15 protein-coding genes are annotated in these 17,655 nt (G+C 40.3%); 10 read left to right on the top strand and 5 right to left on the bottom strand.

The window, feature by feature from the left end:
* Nucleotides 1–65: 65 nt before the first annotated feature.
* Nucleotides 66–1,091, bottom strand: a complete 1,026-nt coding sequence (locus GNF10_RS17890) for a mechanosensitive ion channel family protein (protein WP_185582720.1) — start codon at nucleotides 1,089–1,091, stop codon at nucleotides 66–68.
* 107 nt (nucleotides 1,092–1,198) lie between these two features.
* On the opposite strand from GNF10_RS17890, the gene GNF10_RS17885 reads away from it, so the two are divergent.
* The 5 genes from GNF10_RS17885 to GNF10_RS17865 all read left to right on the top strand — a co-directional run bounded on the left by GNF10_RS17885 (nucleotide 1,199) and on the right by GNF10_RS17865 (nucleotide 8,598).
* Nucleotides 1,199–2,116: a histone deacetylase gene (locus GNF10_RS17885; RefSeq protein ID WP_185582718.1), complete on the top strand. Its 918-nt coding sequence runs from the start codon at nucleotides 1,199–1,201 to the stop codon at nucleotides 2,114–2,116.
* Nucleotides 2,117–2,146: 30 nt separating this feature from the next.
* On the top strand, nucleotides 2,147–2,518 hold the full coding sequence (locus tag GNF10_RS17880) for a hypothetical protein (RefSeq protein WP_185582716.1): 372 nt from the start codon (nucleotides 2,147–2,149) through the stop codon (nucleotides 2,516–2,518).
* Nucleotides 2,519–2,539: 21 nt separating this feature from the next.
* Entirely contained in the window at nucleotides 2,540–7,021 is a 4,482-nt protein-coding gene (locus GNF10_RS17875; protein ID WP_185582714.1) for a translation initiation factor IF-2 N-terminal domain-containing protein, read from the top strand.
* Between the two features lie 85 nt (nucleotides 7,022–7,106).
* Nucleotides 7,107–7,985, top strand: a complete 879-nt coding sequence (locus tag GNF10_RS17870; RefSeq protein WP_185582712.1) for a bile acid:sodium symporter family protein — start codon at nucleotides 7,107–7,109, stop codon at nucleotides 7,983–7,985.
* A gap of 406 nt (nucleotides 7,986–8,391) precedes the next feature.
* On the top strand, nucleotides 8,392–8,598 hold the full coding sequence (locus GNF10_RS17865; RefSeq protein WP_185582710.1) for a hypothetical protein: 207 nt from the start codon (nucleotides 8,392–8,394) through the stop codon (nucleotides 8,596–8,598).
* A 346-nt stretch (nucleotides 8,599–8,944) separates the two neighbouring features.
* Here GNF10_RS17865 and GNF10_RS38640 read toward each other — a convergent pair whose 3' ends face one another.
* Nucleotides 8,945–9,076, bottom strand: coding sequence for a hypothetical protein (locus GNF10_RS38640; protein ID WP_260445839.1), 132 nt, complete (start codon nucleotides 9,074–9,076; stop codon nucleotides 8,945–8,947).
* A gap of 98 nt (nucleotides 9,077–9,174) precedes the next feature.
* Here GNF10_RS38640 and GNF10_RS17860 point away from each other — a divergent pair, with 98 nt between their 5' ends.
* From GNF10_RS17860 to GNF10_RS17845, 4 genes are all read left to right on the top strand, one after another.
* On the top strand, nucleotides 9,175–11,082 hold the full coding sequence (locus tag GNF10_RS17860; protein WP_260446309.1) for a hypothetical protein: 1,908 nt from the start codon (nucleotides 9,175–9,177) through the stop codon (nucleotides 11,080–11,082).
* 362 nt (nucleotides 11,083–11,444) lie between these two features.
* Nucleotides 11,445–12,734: a glucose-1-phosphate adenylyltransferase gene (locus tag GNF10_RS17855; RefSeq protein WP_114084227.1), complete on the top strand. Its 1,290-nt coding sequence runs from the start codon at nucleotides 11,445–11,447 to the stop codon at nucleotides 12,732–12,734.
* A gap of 80 nt (nucleotides 12,735–12,814) precedes the next feature.
* Entirely contained in the window at nucleotides 12,815–13,324 is a 510-nt protein-coding gene (locus tag GNF10_RS17850; RefSeq protein ID WP_185582708.1) for an AAA family ATPase, read from the top strand.
* Nucleotides 13,325–13,442: 118 nt separating this feature from the next.
* The gene (locus GNF10_RS17845; protein ID WP_163929452.1) at nucleotides 13,443–14,444 is read left to right on the top strand and encodes a DnaJ C-terminal domain-containing protein; all 1,002 of its coding nucleotides are present in this window, start codon (nucleotides 13,443–13,445) and stop codon (nucleotides 14,442–14,444) included.
* 46 nt (nucleotides 14,445–14,490) lie between these two features.
* Here GNF10_RS17845 and GNF10_RS17840 read toward each other — a convergent pair whose 3' ends face one another.
* The 3 genes from GNF10_RS17840 to GNF10_RS17830 form a co-directional block, all read right to left on the bottom strand.
* Entirely contained in the window at nucleotides 14,491–15,153 is a 663-nt protein-coding gene (locus GNF10_RS17840) for a glutathione S-transferase family protein (RefSeq protein ID WP_185582749.1), read from the bottom strand.
* A 57-nt stretch (nucleotides 15,154–15,210) separates the two neighbouring features.
* Complete coding sequence (locus tag GNF10_RS17835) at nucleotides 15,211–15,747, bottom strand: peroxiredoxin (protein ID WP_185582706.1); 537 nt, start codon at nucleotides 15,745–15,747, stop codon at nucleotides 15,211–15,213.
* A gap of 154 nt (nucleotides 15,748–15,901) precedes the next feature.
* A complete protein-coding gene (locus GNF10_RS17830) occupies nucleotides 15,902–16,513 on the bottom strand; it encodes a peroxiredoxin (RefSeq protein ID WP_012412312.1) in 612 nt (203 codons plus the stop codon).
* A 132-nt stretch (nucleotides 16,514–16,645) separates the two neighbouring features.
* On the opposite strand from GNF10_RS17830, the gene GNF10_RS17825 reads away from it, so the two are divergent.
* A partial coding sequence (locus GNF10_RS17825; protein WP_185607192.1) for a glycogen debranching enzyme N-terminal domain-containing protein occupies nucleotides 16,646–17,655 on the top strand: 1,010 nt, incomplete at its 3' end.

Here is a 17,655-nt window from a genome sequence, read left to right as displayed (position 1 = left end):
AGGTTTTGTCTGTGTAGCTGCGACTTATAGTCGCCAGGGCTTTAATGGTTGCTATGTGATGAAAGCTAATTTTTTTCCATCCCTGAATTATCTTGCATATACACTTCTCTAATCGGAAAAGGAATTTGAATTCCTGCTTGCTGATAGCGTTTGTGTAATTTTTTCACAAATAAATGTTTTCCAATTCGTTGATCGAAGTATTCACTTACCCGCATATAAAGCGTAAAATCTATACTAAAATCATTAAAAGTATGAAATCTGATATATGGTTCACTTTCTTTTAATTCTGGTGCAATTTCTTGCATAACTTCTTTAGCAACTTCTACAGTCACTTTTTCAACTTGCTCCAAATCGCTATCATAACTTACGCCCACATCCATTGTTAAAGTAATTTCTTTTGCGGGTAAATGATAGTTGGTGAAAATTGCCGAAGACAACTTAGAATTGGGAACAATGACGACATTATTAGAAATTTCTTTAATTGTCGTATTCCGCCAAGAAATATCTATGACATATCCCTCATGCCCAGCATCTAATTTCACATAATCTCCGGTTCTTACTTGCTTAGAAATAATTAAGTAAAACCCAGAAAACAAATTGGCGAGTGTGTCTTGAAGTGCCAAACCAACTGCTAGACCACCAATACCTAAAGTTGTGATAATCGGGGTAATTTGAACACCCACCGTTTGCAGTATGATTAATGTTCCCAAAGCTAAAACAGTAATTTTAGCAAGGTTAGAAATTAGCGATGTGGGAACCCCTTCTGCTCTGCGAATAAATAAATTCACAAAACCAGCAGTCAATCTGGCTAAAACTAGGGTTACTGAATACAGCAGTGCGATCGTCAGAACTTTTTGCAGTACGATCGCAATATCGGGTTTGAGGGGTGCGCTCAGAACTGCCCAAAAAAAACCGGCAATGACAAACCAAATAAATGTCATGCGGTGCAGAGAGTGAAATATAATATTCCCCCCAGCAATTCGTTTATTATTAACGAATATTTCCAGTTTTTTGAAGATAACTTTTTCACCAATTATCCCAGCCAGTAAGCCAGCTAGAATAAATGCTATGGGCGGAATCCATTCCATCATATTAATTTAAATTTGGAATTTTAGATTTACAAGAACAGCATTTTTACTGTGATTATGGCTAAATTTTACCTTGTTGTCGGATTAGCTGCTTGAGATTGTCTTTCTTTATGGACTTGCCAATTATTTACCACCCAGATTACATTGCTCCCCTACCTGAAGGACATCGTTTCCCGATGTCTAAGTTCCGACAACTCTACGAATTGCTGTTAGCTGATGGTGTAGCGAATCAAGAGCAATTTCATACTCCCGAACGTCCACCGCTAGAATTAATAGAGTTAGTCCACACCCCAAGCTACGTTCATGCTTACTGTGAGGGAACCCTAGATCCGAAAGCACAGCGACGCATTGGTTTGCCTTGGAGTCCAGCATTAGCGAATCGTACGTGTGTGGCGGTAGGTGGGACGATACTCACTGCAAAACTGGCATTAAGTCATGGTTTAGCCTGTAATACGGCTGGTGGAACTCATCACGCCTTTCCCAGTTATGGATCTGGTTTTTGTATTTTCAACGATTTAGCGATCGCCTGTCGCGTTTTACAAAAATTCGGACTCGTCCAAAAAATCCTGATTGTCGATTTGGATGTTCATCAAGGAGACGGTACCGCTTATATTTTCCAAGACGACGACAGCGTTTTTACTTTCTCCATGCACTGCGAAGTCAATTTCCCCGGTACAAAACAAAATAGCGATTTGGATGTTCCTTTGCCAGTGGGAATGGAGGACGACGCTTATTTACAAACTTTAGCGAATTATTTAGCAGATTTGTTGTCTAAAGTCAAGCCAGACTTAGTATTTTATGATGCTGGTGTTGATCCTCATATAGGCGATCGCTTGGGCAAATTAGCCTTAACCGATGCGGGCATTTTTCGCCGTGAAATGCAGGTTTTAAGTACTTGTATGAGTAGCGGTTATCCCGTCGCCTGCGTCATTGGCGGCGGTTATGCTGATGATATGAAATCTTTAGTTTGGCGACATTCCCTACTGCATCGCGCCGCTAGTGAAGTTTATCAACAGTATAAACTTTGATACAGCCTCTATTCTTTAGAAGTCCCTTAGATGAGAAAATTGGGAAAAGCAATAACAGTAATAATATTAAGTACATTGTTAGGAATTCCGTTAACTATTTTATCGCTGTGGTATCAGAATCCTCCTGGTTGTGAACAACTCTGCTTAAGTGAACCATGTCTTCTAAATGCGTGTATGGGTGGTGATTCTTTAACGGCTGGCTTCCCATTCCCAATAGTGCATGATGATAATGCTGGCTCACCAGTACATGGCTGGGGAAGAATTGGGGTTGAAGATATCCAGAATCTAAATTTTGGGGCATTTTTATTAAATGCCTTGTTTTACGGTGTCATAATAATCATGCTTTTTGCGATTACAAAAAGTATTTTTAAATCCGTAAAACGTTCAATAGGGTTGGGCTAATACGGACAAGGTAAATAGTGGATGAACAACGGTAAACTCAGAATCTACGAACTAGCAAAAGAATTAAATTTAGATAGCAAGAAGCTATTATTAATTTGTGAAAAACTCAAAATTGTAGTCAAAAGCCATACCAGTACAATCTCAGAACCCGATGTAGAACGCATTCGTTTAGCGATAAGTAAACTAACAGCAAAATCCTCGAAAACTACTAAAACAACCTCTGAAGATTGGGGCTATACTTTTATAGCTTCAGCAATTGATAGTTTTATCCGCCATCTTGAAGGTGAGGCTGCCTTGAAATCATATTCCGATTTTAGGGAGCGGCGCGATCGCGCCAATGAGTTAATGTATGAATGTGTCGGTAAAAAGCCTTCTTTATTTTATGTGCGTCGCAAGGGTGCAGGGAAAGAAGCAAGAGAGGAAATTTGGGATTTGACAATAGCGACAGACTCCGATGATTTTCCATTGCCTGCAAGACTTGACAAGCTCAGAAAAACATTAGGATTTAGAGCATCTGTAAAAAAAGATGGACGCGACGGTATAAAAATACTTTCGGCTCAGTTGTTACAACCCTCACGCGGACACGCCGACAGCTATGCTATACCTTGTCGCTTGCGTTTACTAGCTAATCATCAGCACCATCTCGACATTCCGCCAGCGACATTGAAGCGCATCGCCACCGCGCCAGTTTGTGGCGAAAATGTACCTACAGAAGATCAGCTAAAAGCTTGGAAAGCGTTTTTGCAAATTGAGGAAAAAATTGCTAAAGCACGTCAATTTTGTGTGCGTTACGTAAGTCATAACTATAACTTCAAAAGGCGGATTAGTTTTGAAATTGATGTAAACTCAGCCACCCTTGACGGTTTTTATCAAAATTCCCTCGAAGTAGATAATTTTTGGGAACGAGCAAGACGCACAAAAAACGAAGATTTAAAACTTTTTGAAACTGCTCCTGTCGGAAAAAATTGGATTAGCGGTCGTCAATTAGGAACTGTTGAAGAAGTTGATACCAACCGTGGTATTATCAACCTCAGACTAGAACGCGACTTAGCTGAATTCATGGCAACAGAGCGCTATAAATTACCAGCTACCGGATTCTTATGTTTCGAGGCAGTTGGCGACATTCAGCAAATTCAGCGTAAGAAAAAAGCCTTAGATGATTTGAATAATGGTTACACCCAAAATCCTTATTTAGGCAACTTTTTATTCGATGCTTCTCAGGCTAGACAAATCAAAAGCACTGTTGAACTTCAACCACAAGATTTATTATTATCTTCCGCTAATCCTGGGCAAAAAGCAGCAGTAGAAAAGGTACTTGCTGCTAAGGATCTTGTTCTCATCCAAGGGCCACCAGGTACTGGTAAAACTACCGTAATTGCTGAGATTTGCTATCAAATTGCTCTTCGAGGTGGAAGAACTCTAATTGCTTCGCAAGCGAATTTAGCAGTAGATAACGCCCTGAGTCGATTAGTTCACAACCCAGTGATTCGGGCAGTACGCAAGGGTAGAGCCGAAAAAGTTGGGGAAGAAGGACAGCCATTTTTAGAAGACCAAGTAATTGGCAGATGGCTAGAAAATACAGCTTTTGACTGCGAAAATAATATTACACAACGGCTCGAAAATATCAAAATTTTCAGTCAATTACTGGCATCATCACAAAGATTCACACCCTACTTCCAAGCAGAGGAAGAATTTAGCCAGCAGCAAACGAAATTTAATAAAAATAAGTTAAAATTAGAGACAAACTTTAAAAATCAAGAAAAATCTTACAACGAAACCGTAGAAAAACAAAACAACGTTGAATCTCTAATTTCAGGTCTAGAAAATATACTAAACACTGCACCAGATATAAATTGGGAAGCTCCAGAAGTTACAGATTTTTTGCCACTTCTGAAGCCATACACAGAAGGTAATAGTTTAGTAGAAGAATTTTTAGCAAATATTCGTCAAACCATCAAATATACTGATGAACTTGGCTTGGTGCGTTCGGCGCTTGGTGCTTTTGGTTTAGCGGTTTGGTTGCGTGAAACTGTAGCAACAGAAATTTCTGGATTTAAATCTGCTTTTACTCATGCTCAAGAGGCTAGTCAAGCCATCTTAGAAGTTGCAGCATCAGTGGAGGTTGTAAAACAAAATTTTGCATTGTTAAATCAAGTACAACCAGATTATCAAAAATATCTTGCCAAACTCCAAAACCTACAGCAAACAATCCAGATTTGGGAAAATCGGCAACGTGAAATTGATTATATTATCTTAGCAGTAAAAGAATGGAAGTCTACAGCACCTTCTCATCTTTATCAAACTTTAAAAGATTGTCAGCAATCAGGTTTACCACTAACAGAAAATTTAGTGGACTTACCACTAGGTTTATTAATGTTTGCTAATACATTAAAATTAGCAATAGTACCAAAAATTTACAAAATTAATCTGCCAGAGTGGGAGCTATTGACAAAAGCAATCGCTTATGAAATAGACGGAGGTTTTACCGATAGACGGGGTAAACAGCATAATTTCAGCTATTTTTTACAAGAAAATTTTAGTCAGATTCCAATGGTGCTATCAAAGAGCGATCGCACCCAATGGCAAGAAACCTATCAACAGTTTAGCAATTATCAGCTACTCAACCCCAAGCAGCGAAAATTACTGGTCGAAAATACCCAGGTTTTCTTAATTAGAATGCAACGAACTTATGGCGCATCATGGGAATGGAATAACATCGATTCTACTCTCACCCAACTTACACAAGAATTGTTAGATACTATTCTTGTAAATGCACGTCAATGCGTTTTAAAAGTCAAAACCGAAACTGAACAACAGCTTCAGTATTTACAAAGACAATTAAATGAACTTCAGAAAAATGAAATTAGCCAACAGCAAATATCCATTACTCAAGTTGAGGTAGAAAAAGCACAACAAGATGCTAATCTGCAACTTGGCAGAGTTATTAATATCTTGCAAGAACTTAATCAACAAAATATACCTGTTCAATTACGCACTTTAACTGATAAATATCTTGCAACCCAATCAAATATTTGGGAGCATCCACAAGAATTCTCAAATCAAGTGAATTATTGGGTAACTTCTATTAGTCAGCTTGAAATCTTAATTTCATCCTTAGAACCTTTTGCTGTGTTGGAGATAATTAAAAATTCTCTATATGAGCATTTATCAAAGCTACAAGAAGAAACTGAAACTTTTCTACAGCAACTTCAAAAATTACAAATTAGCTTGTGTGAAATAGAAGAAAAATTACAACCACAGCCATCAGATAGTTTAAGAGAAGAAAGAAACTGGTGGTTGACAGAATGGCAAAGAATCCCGGATAAGTTTAAGCCAGAAAATCCTGCTACTGACTTGTTTAATATAGAGTTATTGCGCGGTATCAATATTCAGTTTGAATCTTGGCAAAATGAACTCGAAAAAGAAGAAAATTATCTCAAAAAATATCAGAATTTTGTCCAAGATTGGATAGGAAAATTAAGACAGCCAAATGAACGCGATCAAGACGATTTAAGGCGCATATATTTAGATAATGCCAACGTCGTCGGCATCACCTGCGTTCAAGCTGCAAATAGAGGTTTTTCGGAAGAGTTCAAATCTTTTGATGTTGTCATCATTGATGAGGTTAGTAAGTGTACTCCACCAGAGTTACTAATCCCAGCTTTGAAAGGTAAAAAGTTAGTCATGGTAGGCGATCATCGGCAATTACCACCCATGCTTGATACTAGCACTATAGAAGAAGTTGCTCAAACAATGGGTAATACACGAGATGAATTACAATTCTTAGAAGAATCACTATTTAAAAGTCAGTTTGAATCTGCTGATGAAAGCATTAAACAAATGCTAACTACACAATATCGAATGCACCCATTTATTATGGGTGCAATCAATCAGTTTTATGACGGTAAACTAGAATCTGGGATTTTGGAACCGGACACAAAACGCGCCCATCATTTAGCAAGCGAAATTATCCAAGAATCTCAGCATCTTATTTGGGTAAAAACGCCTATTGAAAATCAGTTTTTAGAGCAACGAAACGGAACTTCTTACTTTAATACTCCAGAAATTGATGCGATTGAACGTCTGTGTCAGCAGTTTGAGACTATATGGGCTTCTAAAGTCGCTAATGGTGAACCAAAAAAAGAAATTGCTGTAATTACGTTTTATGGCGCTCAATTAAGAAAAATTGATGAACGCCTACAATCTGAACTTTTTCCTTCATTAGAGATTCGTACTGGGACAGTAGACAGATTTCAAGGTATGGAAAGACCTGTTGTGATTGTGAGCATGGTTCGCAACAACAGTAAAGGAGATGTCGGATTTGCTAAGAAGCCAGAACGGGTAAATGTTGCATTTTCTCGCGCTCAAGAACTGCTGATAATTGTGGGTTGTCATAATTTGTTTACCCATCAACCAGGTAAAGTCGGAAGTATGTATTCGGAAGTGTCAAATATTGTCAGTCTTCATCAAGGTTTCGTAGATGTTTCTCGGCTCTTCTGCTAAACCTATTACAGTTCTTGAACTAGAAATTTAACGGGAATACGGTACAATCCAGAGGCACTTTTATTGTTACCAACGCGGGTTAAGGATGGAAGCAAATTTTCTAACGGCTGTTTTTCTGCCCCTAGCTCTATTTATTATCATGTTAGGCATGGGGTTAACCTTGACCCTAGAGGACTTCAAGCGAGTTATAATCTATCCCAAAGCGGTGGTGATTGGTTTAGTGGCGCAGTTGATTATGTTGCCGATTGTGGGCTTTGGCATTGCGTCGGTGTTTCCCCTTGAACCACAATTGGCGGTAGGCGTAATGATTTTAGCAGCCTGTCCTGGTGGCGCTACTTCTAATATGATTACGTTTTTGGCTGGGGGTGATGTTGCTCTTTCTGTGACGCTAACAGCTATTAGTAGTTTCATTACGGTTTTTACGATTCCTCTGGTAGTAAATTTGTCAATGCAGAGATTTTTGGGGGAAGGAACAACGCTACAGTTACCTTTCTTAAGTACTGTTTTGCAGATTGCGGTAATTACACTTCTACCTACAGCAATTGGGATGATAGCCAAGCGGTATGCACCTGGATTGGCAGACAAGGCAGATAAACCTGTGAAGTGGCTATCTTTATTTTTCCTGGCGGTGGTAATTACTGGAGTGCTGCTGCGAGAACGGAATAGTTTTATTTCTTATGTAATAGATGTAGGCGGGGCAACTCTAGTGTTGAATGTGGTTGCAATGGCTTTAGGTTTTGCGATCGCTACTTTAACCCGATTAGGAGAAAAAAGCGTTACGGCAATTACAGTAGAAGTAGGGATTCAAAATGGGACTCTGGCGATCGCGATCGCTTCTACCCCTACGCTGCTGAATAATCCTACAATGGCTATTCCTGGGGCAATTTATGGTCTACTAATGTTTGTGACTGGTGCCGGATTTGCTTGGTGGGCTAGTCGTCGCCAAGGCTTACTGAAAGCATAAAGATATTTTGCCTCATGGGTTACAAGTATTAGTACAAATTAAATTACCGAAGATGTTTCTCGTCTCTTCAGTTAAACCTATTAATGGTAATCTTAAGAGTTTGGTTGAAAAGATTGAGGCTATCTATTAGGCAAATTAGCCCATGTAAGTAGAAATTATTCAGTAACCTGCATCATTTTTGGCAGTTATACTGATGAGATGAAGCCTTTTCTAGGCGTTACTTCTTCTCAAAATTAAAGCGATAAATAATATTTTCTTTCCTGCTTCCCTTACCCACAATCCTTTTTCCCCTTTCCCCTTCAACTAGGAATTATTAAGATAGCAGACATTTCTGGAAAAGAGATTATCGCTTGTGTAGTAAGAAAGCAAATATCACTTGATGCTTAATTTAGCTCAAGGGGGTCTAATGATTGATCGCTTTGTAAATCTAATTTTTATCGATTCTTTTTCCCTTGCAATTAACCTGACATTTGGTAAATTGCTTCACACCAAAATCTGCAATTATTCATGGGATGGAATGGTAAGCGATGAGCTTTCAACACCAGAAACTGGCGCTAGTTCTTCTGAATTGCCAGCCTCTTTGGAGGAAGATATAACTACTCCTATTTCATAAAGCCTGCTTAGAGGATGTTTTAAAAGTCCCCTTATCGGTATCAAAAGTTAAGATCCCCCTAAATACCCCTTAAAAAGGGAGACTTTGATTCCGGTTCCCCCCTTTTTTAAGGGGGGCTAGGGGGGATCTAGAAGTACTTAAAAGCACAGCCAAACACTTTTAAAACAGACTCTTAGAGACTATTTATAAAGTAAATCTTAAGTAAGGTGGGTTACGGCTTTGCTATTACGCACCTTCTTACATAGCGGTGCGTTAGCAGTTTGATGAGAACTTTTGTGAGAAATCATCTAGAAATATGCGCCTAACACATCGTACAATAATCTTATTTTTACTTTATAAATAACTTCTAAGATTTTGCGATCGCAACTTTAACCCGATTAGGAGAAAAAGCGTTACGGCAATCACAGTAGAAGTATGAATTCAAAATGGGCGCGATCGCTTCTACCCCTAAGCTGCTGAATACTCCCACAATGGTCATTCCTAGGAAAATTTATAATGTGCTAATATTTGTCACTGGTGCTGGATTTGCTTGGTAGGCTAGTCGTCGCCAAAGCTTATTGAAACCATAAAAATACTTTGCCTCATGGGTTACAAGTATTTGTACAAATTCAATTATCCAATCTTATTCCTTTGATGTTTCTCGCCTCTTCTGCTAAACCTATTGATGACAATCTCAAAAATTTTGTAGACGAAATAGAAGCGCAAAGTCCTAGTTTATCGGTTTTAGCAGCGCGTCAATTCCGTTATAGTTTGCGTCAAACTACTATAGAAGTAAATATCAAAGAACCCCGCCAGTTTAACGTACTTGAAGAATTTATTATCCGCGCTGCGATTGAATTTCAACCTCCGCCAACAGAGGATGAATTAGCCTCTGTCCTTGGACTAGATTCTGTATTTATCAAAACTACCACTGCAACTCTTCGCTCATTACAAACTCTATCACCAACATCACCACTTACAGTTACTTCTGAAGGTCGCTCATTTTATGAAAAGGGGTCTGTACCACAGCCCCCATATCCTGTACAGCTTAATGCTATTACAGATCCTTTAAGTGACAAAATAACCTTTCAAACTGAATCACTAAGTGAGACAGTGATAAAGTTGCCAGACTTGGCAGATTTTATAACTATTGATCATATAATTGCTGATATCTCTTCTTTACAAATTGAGGAAATCCAAAATTTTATTCAGGCTTCAGATTTAGCGCTTCATATCCCAGAAGAGGGAAAAATAGTTACTTCTTATAAGGTATTAAATCCAACTCAAAAATTTTGGAGAAAGATATCACTTTTCGTTATATTCGATGCCCTTGAAGATAAATTAACCATTCAAATAAGAAATGGAAAACAAATTTTAGAGTCAGCATCAAATTGGTTAGAAGCTCTACATGCTCAAGGTAAGATATCCTTGCAATCCTTATGTAAATTGTCAACCGAAACCATCAATTTTGAACGTGAAGCCATTCTCAAACAGAAAAATACTGAAATAGAAGTTAGACTTGAAAATATTCGCCAAAAAGCACTAAAAGCTGCGATAAAAGCTGGGAAAAAAGTAGATAATTCTCCAGTCTTAGGTGAAGTTGTACAGTTACGCGACGGACAAATTAGCCAAGCTTTCTCAGAAGTTTTGAATTCTGCTAAAAGTCAGGTTATTATTTATTCTCCTTGGGTGAATCAGGCAGTTGTCGATGAAAAATTTCTAACTCTGTTACAAAAATTAGCTAATCGTGGAGTTTGGATTTTAATTGGACATGGAATTGCGCGGCGACAAGAAGATGAAGAGAAACCAATTTCGTCAGAAGTAGAGAAAAAACTGCGAGCAATAAAAACACCTGATGGTTTATCATCTGTACAGGTTTTATGGCTGGGAGACTCCCATATAAAAGAAGTAATAGTTGATCGAGAAATCCATCTGTGTGGATCTCATAATTGGCTATCTTATCGTGGTGATTACCTACCACGAGGTGAATCAGTTTATAAAGTCACAATTTTGCATCAAGTCCAGGAAGCTTATGAATTTCTTGCTAATCGCTTCCAAAATCAAGCTCAAAACTTATGGCAAAATGCTCTAAACAACCACGATTCTAAACTGGCTGTAGAGTCTTTATATATATGGGGTGCGTTAGGTATGGAAGACATTGCGCTCAAAAAGATACAGCAAAGCAATTGGCTGGAACTTCTGCCTGTATGGTTAAATGTGGCACTTCAAGGGTTAAGAGCGAAGAATATACAAGCTGGTTCCGAAAGTTTTGAAACCGCTCTTTCGTTGTTGAGTCAAGTTTCTATTGAAGAGGCTTTTCTTGAGTCATTGCAGCAAGGATGGCGTAAAGTTATCGGTGCGATCGCAATTAACAATCCTAAAACTGCTTTAAAGTTACTTAGCGATGAAGTCTGGGCGCAGCTTCTACGTCTCAATATTGCCCAAAAGAGTGATTCACCTGAGAATTTTATCTCGCAACATATCTTTATCAAAGAAAATAAATAGATAACTATAGCAGTCAGCCTTGATTTTGTTCGCGCAGCGCAAAAGCGATGGCAGCCAACAGGCAACAAGGCTTTTCAAGTGGTACTAAGTTTTTTCAAAAATTAAATATGATTTCTATATCGATATAAAATGCAAAAGCGATAGTCAAATTCTATGCAAGGCAAACGTAGCCAAAACTTCCTATATTGTTCACCTATCTAAATAAATACAAATGTTCTAGTCTTTTACTTATTAGCCGTACTATCCATAACCAACAGCATTCTATAAAATTCCTCCCTAAGAATCACATGATCCCCCTTACCTGTGGTGGCAGACAGTCCTAAACTGAAGATGAGAGTTGAAAGGCAGTCGGGAGAAATTTTGTGAAAAAAGTATTATCAATCATCCTTGGCGGTGGCGCGGGTACTCGGCTTTACCCATTAACCAAACTCCGCGCTAAACCAGCAGTACCAGTAGCGGGGAAGTACCGCTTAATCGATATCCCTGTTAGTAACTGCATAAATTCCGAAATATTCAAAATCTACGTCCTGACACAATTCAACTCAGCTTCTCTGAATCGTCACATCGCCCGTACCTATAACTTTACTGGCTTCAACGAAGGTTTTGTGGAAGTGCTAGCTGCACAACAAACCCCAGAAAATCCCAACTGGTTCCAAGGTACAGCCGATGCTGTGCGTCAGTATCTATGGTTGATGGAAGAATGGGATGTAGAAGAATATCTAATTCTCTCAGGCGATCACCTCTACCGGATGGATTATCGCCAGTTTATCCAGCGCCATAGGGACACGGGGGCTGATATTACTCTCTCAGTCATCCCCATAGACGAGCGCCGCGCCTCAGATTTTGGCTTGATGAAAATTGACGATTCTGGTAGGGTAATTGACTTTAGCGAAAAACCTAAAGGCGAGGCGTTAACCCAAATGCAAGTTGATACAAGTGTACTGGGATTAACAAAAGAACAAGCCCTGAAACAGCCTTACATCGCCTCAATGGGGATTTATGTCTTTAAAAAAGAGGTTTTGTTCAAGTTGTTGAGAGAAGGTATAGAAAGAACTGATTTCGGTAAAGAAATTATTCCTGATGCCTCTAAAGATTACAACGTTCAAGCCTACCTTTTTGATGATTACTGGGAAGATATTGGAACAATTGAGGCTTTTTATCAGGCAAATTTAGCCCTGACTCAGCAGCCCCAGCCACCTTTTAGTTTCTACGATGAAAAAGCACCAATTTATACCCGCCCTCGTTACTTACCTCCGACTAAACTTTTAGATTGCCATATCACAGAATCAATTATTGGCGAAGGTTGTATTTTGAAAAATTGCCGCATTCAACACTCAGTTTTAGGAGTGCGATCGCGGATTGAATCTGGCTGCGTCATCGAAGAATCTTTGCTCATGGGCGCAGATTTTTACCAAGCTTCTGTAGAACGGCAATGTAGCTTGATAGATAATGACATTCCCGTAGGCATCGGTACAGACACGATCATTCGCGGTGCCATCATTGATAAAAATGCCCGAATCGGTCATGATGTCAAAATTATCAATAAAGATAATGTGCAAGAAGCTGAACGCGAAAATCAAGGTTTTTACATCCGCAGTGGTATCGTCGTCGTGCTGAAAAATGCTGTAATTGCTGATGGGACCATCATTTAGTCATTAGTCATTAGTCATTAGTCATTAGTTATTTAGAAGGGACAAATGACTAATGGCAAACCACGAAGGACAAAGGACAAATGACTAAATTGTTTTTGCTGATTGGTCTTCCAGGTAGCGGTAAGTCAACTTTTGCAAAACAATTACTGGCAGAATGCCCCCAGATGCCGCTGATTTCTACAGATGGTATCAGGGGGCAATTGTTCGGTTCTCAAGCCCTTCAGGGGCCGTGGCTGCTGATTTGGCAGGAAGTAGAACGGCAATTTCGACAAGCTATTTCTACAGCAAATACAGCCATTTTCGACGCTACCAATGCCCAGCGCCGTCATCGCCGTGAAGTCATTGCTTTAGCCCGTGAATTGGGCTTTACGCAAATTATGGGAATTTGGGTGGATACACCAGTCTGGCTGTGTTTGGCACGTAATAAAAAGCGATCGCGCCAGGTTCCTGAAGAAATTATTTTGCGGATGCACCGTCAACTCCGGGATGCCCCCCCAAGCCTGGAAGAGGGGCTAGACGGGCTGATCCGCTTATCAGAAAAATCGGAGTACGGAAATTGCGATCGCACGTTGAGCAAGAACCACACTTGATTTTCTATATTCTTTGTTAATTTAAAATCAGATTCTTTTGCTTGGCACTCTACCTAGCAATCAAATATCTGTGTTCTTAAAAAAAAACATAACAGTAATTTCTATAGGAGGCTAGTAGATGGCTGCAACCGACTTCAAGGACTATTACGCAATTTTGGGAGTTAATAAGACTGCCACTCAAGATGAGATTAAGCAAGCCTTTCGTAAACTAGCCCGCAAATATCACCCCGATGTCAACCCAAATAACAAACAGGCAGAGGCACGCTTTAAAGAAGTTAGCGAAGCCTACGAGGTTGTTTCAGATGTAGATAAACGCAAAAAATATGACCAATTCGGTCAATATTGGAAGCAAGCTGGCGAAGGTTTCCCCGGCGGCGGCGTTGGTGCCGATATGGGTGGCTTTGACTTCAGCCAATACGGCAATTTTGATGAGTTCATTAATGAGTTGCTAGGACGCTTTGGCGGTGCTGCCCCTCGTGGTGGGGGTGGGCGACAAAGTTACTCTTACCGCCCTCCTACTGGTGCTACAAGCGGTTTTGGTGGCTTTAACGATTATGGATTTCAAGATCCAGGCGCGGGTACTTCCCAGGATAGTGAAGCTATAATCACCCTAACTTTTGCTGAAGCATTTAATGGTGTACAAAAGCGCTTCAGTTTAGGTAACGAAACAATTGATGTTCGTATCCCATCTGGGGCTAAACCTGGTACTCGTCTGCGCGTGCGGGGTAAAGGTCAAATCAACCCGATGACTCAACAACGAGGGGATTTATACTTAAAAGTTGAACTTCAGCCGCACTCGTTCTTTCAAATGGAAGGCGATAACTTGGTCTGCGAAGTAGCAATTACACCAGATGAAGCTACTCTGGGAGCGTCTATTGATGTACCCACTCCCGATGGTTCAGTTAATGTCAAGCTACCAGCCGGAGTACGTTCTGGACAATCACTGCGTTTACGTGGCAAAGGTTGGCCCCTCGCCAAGGGTGGACGTGGCGATCAGTTGGTGAAGGTGGCGATCGCACCACCAAAAGACCTCAGCCAACAAGAGCGAGAATATTATGAAAAAATCCGGGCTATACGTACTTATAATCCCCGCAGTCATTTGCAGCAAGTCAAGCTGTGAAAATTTCCGATTGTAGAAACGGTAAATCTTACCGTTTCTACATTGATTAAGTCTGATGCCGCGTATTTCTCGCTACAATGACAGACTTCAAGGCTTCCATTGCCTCTGGTGTAGACTCGGTAGCTTGCCACGATGGACGTACAATTAAGCGATCGTGCCAAGCATTCAGTTTTGGATAATCTTTTAAAGAAATGCCTACTTCCGGCAGCCATATTACTACAGTTCCAGCCACAACCTCAGCTAGAGTTAGGTTTTGACTACCAAAGTAAGGGCGATCGTCAAGTAAATTCTCGAATAATTTGAGTACTGTTGAAATTTTCTGCTTCGCCTGCTCGATTTTTTCGGGATTTTCTCCAGGTAAGCCTAATATCTGAGGTAAAAATGTGGTGGTTGCTGGCAAAAGCTCATTTACAGTTACCAGTTGTACCATCCGTGCGATCGCTAAATCCTTGGCATCTTTAGGCAACATCGCAGGTGTGGGATATTTTGCCTCTAAATAGTCCAGGATTGCTAAAGATTCCACGACATTAAAGCCGTCATCCACCAAAGCTGGAATGTGGTGGAAGGGACTAATTGCCAAAAACTCTGGTTTAAACTGTTCCCCATCTAGTTTTATCTCTACTAACTCAAACTCCAGTCCTTTTTCCAGTAGAGTAATCCAGACGCGGCGGGAGTTAGGAGAAATAGATGAATGATAAAGGGTTAGCACCATAAAATCTCACAGTTTTATCAGTAGGGTGAGCATTGCTAATTTTACACCTTATACTCAATTAAATTGTTCTAACAAAGTCTCAATACTAGCATTGTGATCCAAAAAAGAAAATAAATGCCAGTAGCTGAGTTTCCCTTCTTTATCTAATACAAACTGGGCTGGTAAAGGCGCTCCTAGTGCTTGTCCTACTTGATAGATACGAAACACCCGACAACTAGGATCGCTCAATAGCGGCATTTTTAAGCCTAAATCTTTCACAACAATTTGACTCTGCCGTTCATCGGTACTAGTAATCATTAAAACTTCTATACCGCGATTTTTAAATTGCTCATAGTTCTCATTCAAGGCTTTGATATGAGGAAAACAAAAGGGGCAATATTGTTTTTCAGTAAAGATGCGAGTAAAGGCGAGTAAGACTGGTTGCTTGCCTTTATAATCAGACAATTTTACTAAAGTTCCGTTGGTAATATCTGGCAGTTGAAAATCAGGTGTTCCTACTCCAAACCTGAGTTGATTTCTAGCTGGAACTGGTAAAAAATTGCGGAAAAATCGCTCATTTAATAACCCACTAAAATCAGTTGAAGTCAACATATTTTTAACCCTAATTATTTAAATACTATTTTATGAAAAAACCACAGATAGATACAGAGGTTGACACTGTTTCATGTGTATCTCTGTTTATCTGTGGTTTTCATTGATTTTGCTCTCAACTCCAACAATTTGGATTAGAGTTTGCTAATGGAATTTAGACAGCAGAGAAGTAAACTTTAGACTTCACTGGGTCAGGATTCATTGTCTTGTCACCAGGTTGCCAACCAGCTGGGCAAACTTCATCGGGGTGAGATTGAACATACTGAATTGCTTGTAACGTCCGCAGGGTTTCATCAACGCTGCGACCAAAAGCTAGGTTGTTGATAGTAGCGTGCTGTATGATACCATCTTTATCGATGAGGAACAGACCACGCAAGGCAATGCCGGCTGCTGGGTCAAGAACGTTGTAAGCGGCGCTAATCTCTTTCTTGATGTCTGAGACTAGAGGATAATTCAGGTCGCCGACACCACCAGACTTACGATCTGTTTGAATCCAAGCGAGGTGGGAGAATTCACTGTCAACGGAAGCCCCAAGGACTTCAGTATTGATTTTCTTGAATTCTTCGTAGCGATCGCTAAATGCTGTGATTTCAGTAGGACAAACAAAGGTAAAGTCTAGTGGGTAGAAAAACAGGACGACATACTTACCGCGATAATCGGAAAGTTTAATTGTCTTAAATTCCTGATCTACCACAGCCGTTGCTGTGAAATCGGGAGCTTGTTGGCCAACGCGGAGGCTTCCTTCGGTTCCGTAAGTAAGGGACATTAACCTAATTCTCCTTTATCGGTTTATTAGCGTTGAAATACGGGTCAAGTAAAACTCGCCCATCCACGCTTTTTACAGTTTAATTACGATCTGTTACGACTATATCATACTCATAACGATTTTGAGTAGCCAATGCCAGATTTAGATACAAGAGAATGGTTACTTACCAATGGCTTAGGAAGTTTTGCCAGTGGTACGATTTCTGATGTCCGCACGCGCACCTATCATGGTTGGCTGTTTACCGCTACAAACCCACCTTCTGGGCGGACTCTGCTGTTTTCACACTTAGACGCTAGCTTAGAAGTATCGGGGAACGTTGTAGCACTGGGGACAAATGTTTGGGGTAACGGTCAGATTGAACTGACGGGCTACGAACTGTTGCGTTGTTTTGATATTAACCCAGTTCCAAAATGGATTTGGGGTCGAGATAACTGGCAATTAAGCAGACAATTGGTGATGCCTTATGGGTTAGTGGAGGCTGGCGACTGGGGACTGGGGACTAAGAATGACGAACTGGAAATAGTAAAGAATACTTCCCAATACCCAATGACGGCAGTTGCTCCACTACAGCGCTTCGCGCATCCTGCGGCGGGGGAGACTCCATCGCGCAGCGTCTCGCAGACAAGACCACACTGCCTCCCCAATGCCCAATTTTGCGATCGAATCTTGATCCAATATCGCTATGACGGAAGTGAAACAGCAATTTTACGGCTGCGACTGCTGATCGCAGAACGTGATTTTCACCACCCACAAATTGCTAGTTCAGGATTACAATTCTCAGAATTGCTTGGGCAACAGCAAATCTGCCTGCAAGCAAAAAAATTAGGTAATTTCGGTATACCTTGGCATTTGCGTTGGACGAAAGGAAAATATCAACCAGATGCAGTTTGGTATTGGAATTATGGATTGTCTGAGGAGACAAAACGGGGATTAAGCGACAAAGAAGACCTCTACAGTCCTGGTTACTTGATAGTCAGACTGCAACCAGGAGATGTGGTAACACTAGAAGCACGAGTAGGTTTTCCAAACTTGATGGCAGGTGTTCTCACTTCCGAAACCTTTGCAGAAGCCGTAGAGTTAGAGCAAGATCGGCTCTCCCAGATTTTTGGATGGAGTGAGGGGAGTAGGGGAGTAGGGGGGCA

The sequence above is a fragment of the Nostoc sp. UCD121 genome, assembly GCF_014222285.1.
In the GTDB taxonomy this organism is placed as follows: Bacteria; Cyanobacteriota; Cyanobacteriia; order Cyanobacteriales; family Nostocaceae; genus Nostoc.
This window is presented reverse-complemented; position numbering and strand designations above follow the sequence as displayed.

Coding starts and splice junctions, on each gene's coding strand:
- GNF10_RS38640 (WP_260445839.1), bottom strand. CDS start 9,076: ATGACCATTGTGGGAGTATTCAGCAGCTTAGGGGTAGAAGCGATCGCG.
- GNF10_RS17890 (WP_185582720.1), bottom strand. CDS start 1,091: ATGATGGAATGGATTCCGCCCATAGCATTTATTCTAGCTGGCTTACTG.
- GNF10_RS17835 (WP_185582706.1), bottom strand. CDS start 15,747: ATGTTGACTTCAACTGATTTTAGTGGGTTATTAAATGAGCGATTTTTC.
- GNF10_RS17880 (WP_185582716.1), top strand. CDS start 2,147: ATGAGAAAATTGGGAAAAGCAATAACAGTAATAATATTAAGTACATTG.
- GNF10_RS17830 (WP_012412312.1), bottom strand. CDS start 16,513: ATGTCCCTTACTTACGGAACCGAAGGAAGCCTCCGCGTTGGCCAACAA.
- GNF10_RS17850 (WP_185582708.1), top strand. CDS start 12,815: ATGACTAAATTGTTTTTGCTGATTGGTCTTCCAGGTAGCGGTAAGTCA.
- GNF10_RS17845 (WP_163929452.1), top strand. CDS start 13,443: ATGGCTGCAACCGACTTCAAGGACTATTACGCAATTTTGGGAGTTAAT.
- GNF10_RS17865 (WP_185582710.1), top strand. CDS start 8,392: ATGATTGATCGCTTTGTAAATCTAATTTTTATCGATTCTTTTTCCCTT.
- GNF10_RS17875 (WP_185582714.1), top strand. CDS start 2,540: ATGAACAACGGTAAACTCAGAATCTACGAACTAGCAAAAGAATTAAAT.
- GNF10_RS17885 (WP_185582718.1), top strand. CDS start 1,199: ATGGACTTGCCAATTATTTACCACCCAGATTACATTGCTCCCCTACCT.
- GNF10_RS17870 (WP_185582712.1), top strand. CDS start 7,107: ATGGAAGCAAATTTTCTAACGGCTGTTTTTCTGCCCCTAGCTCTATTT.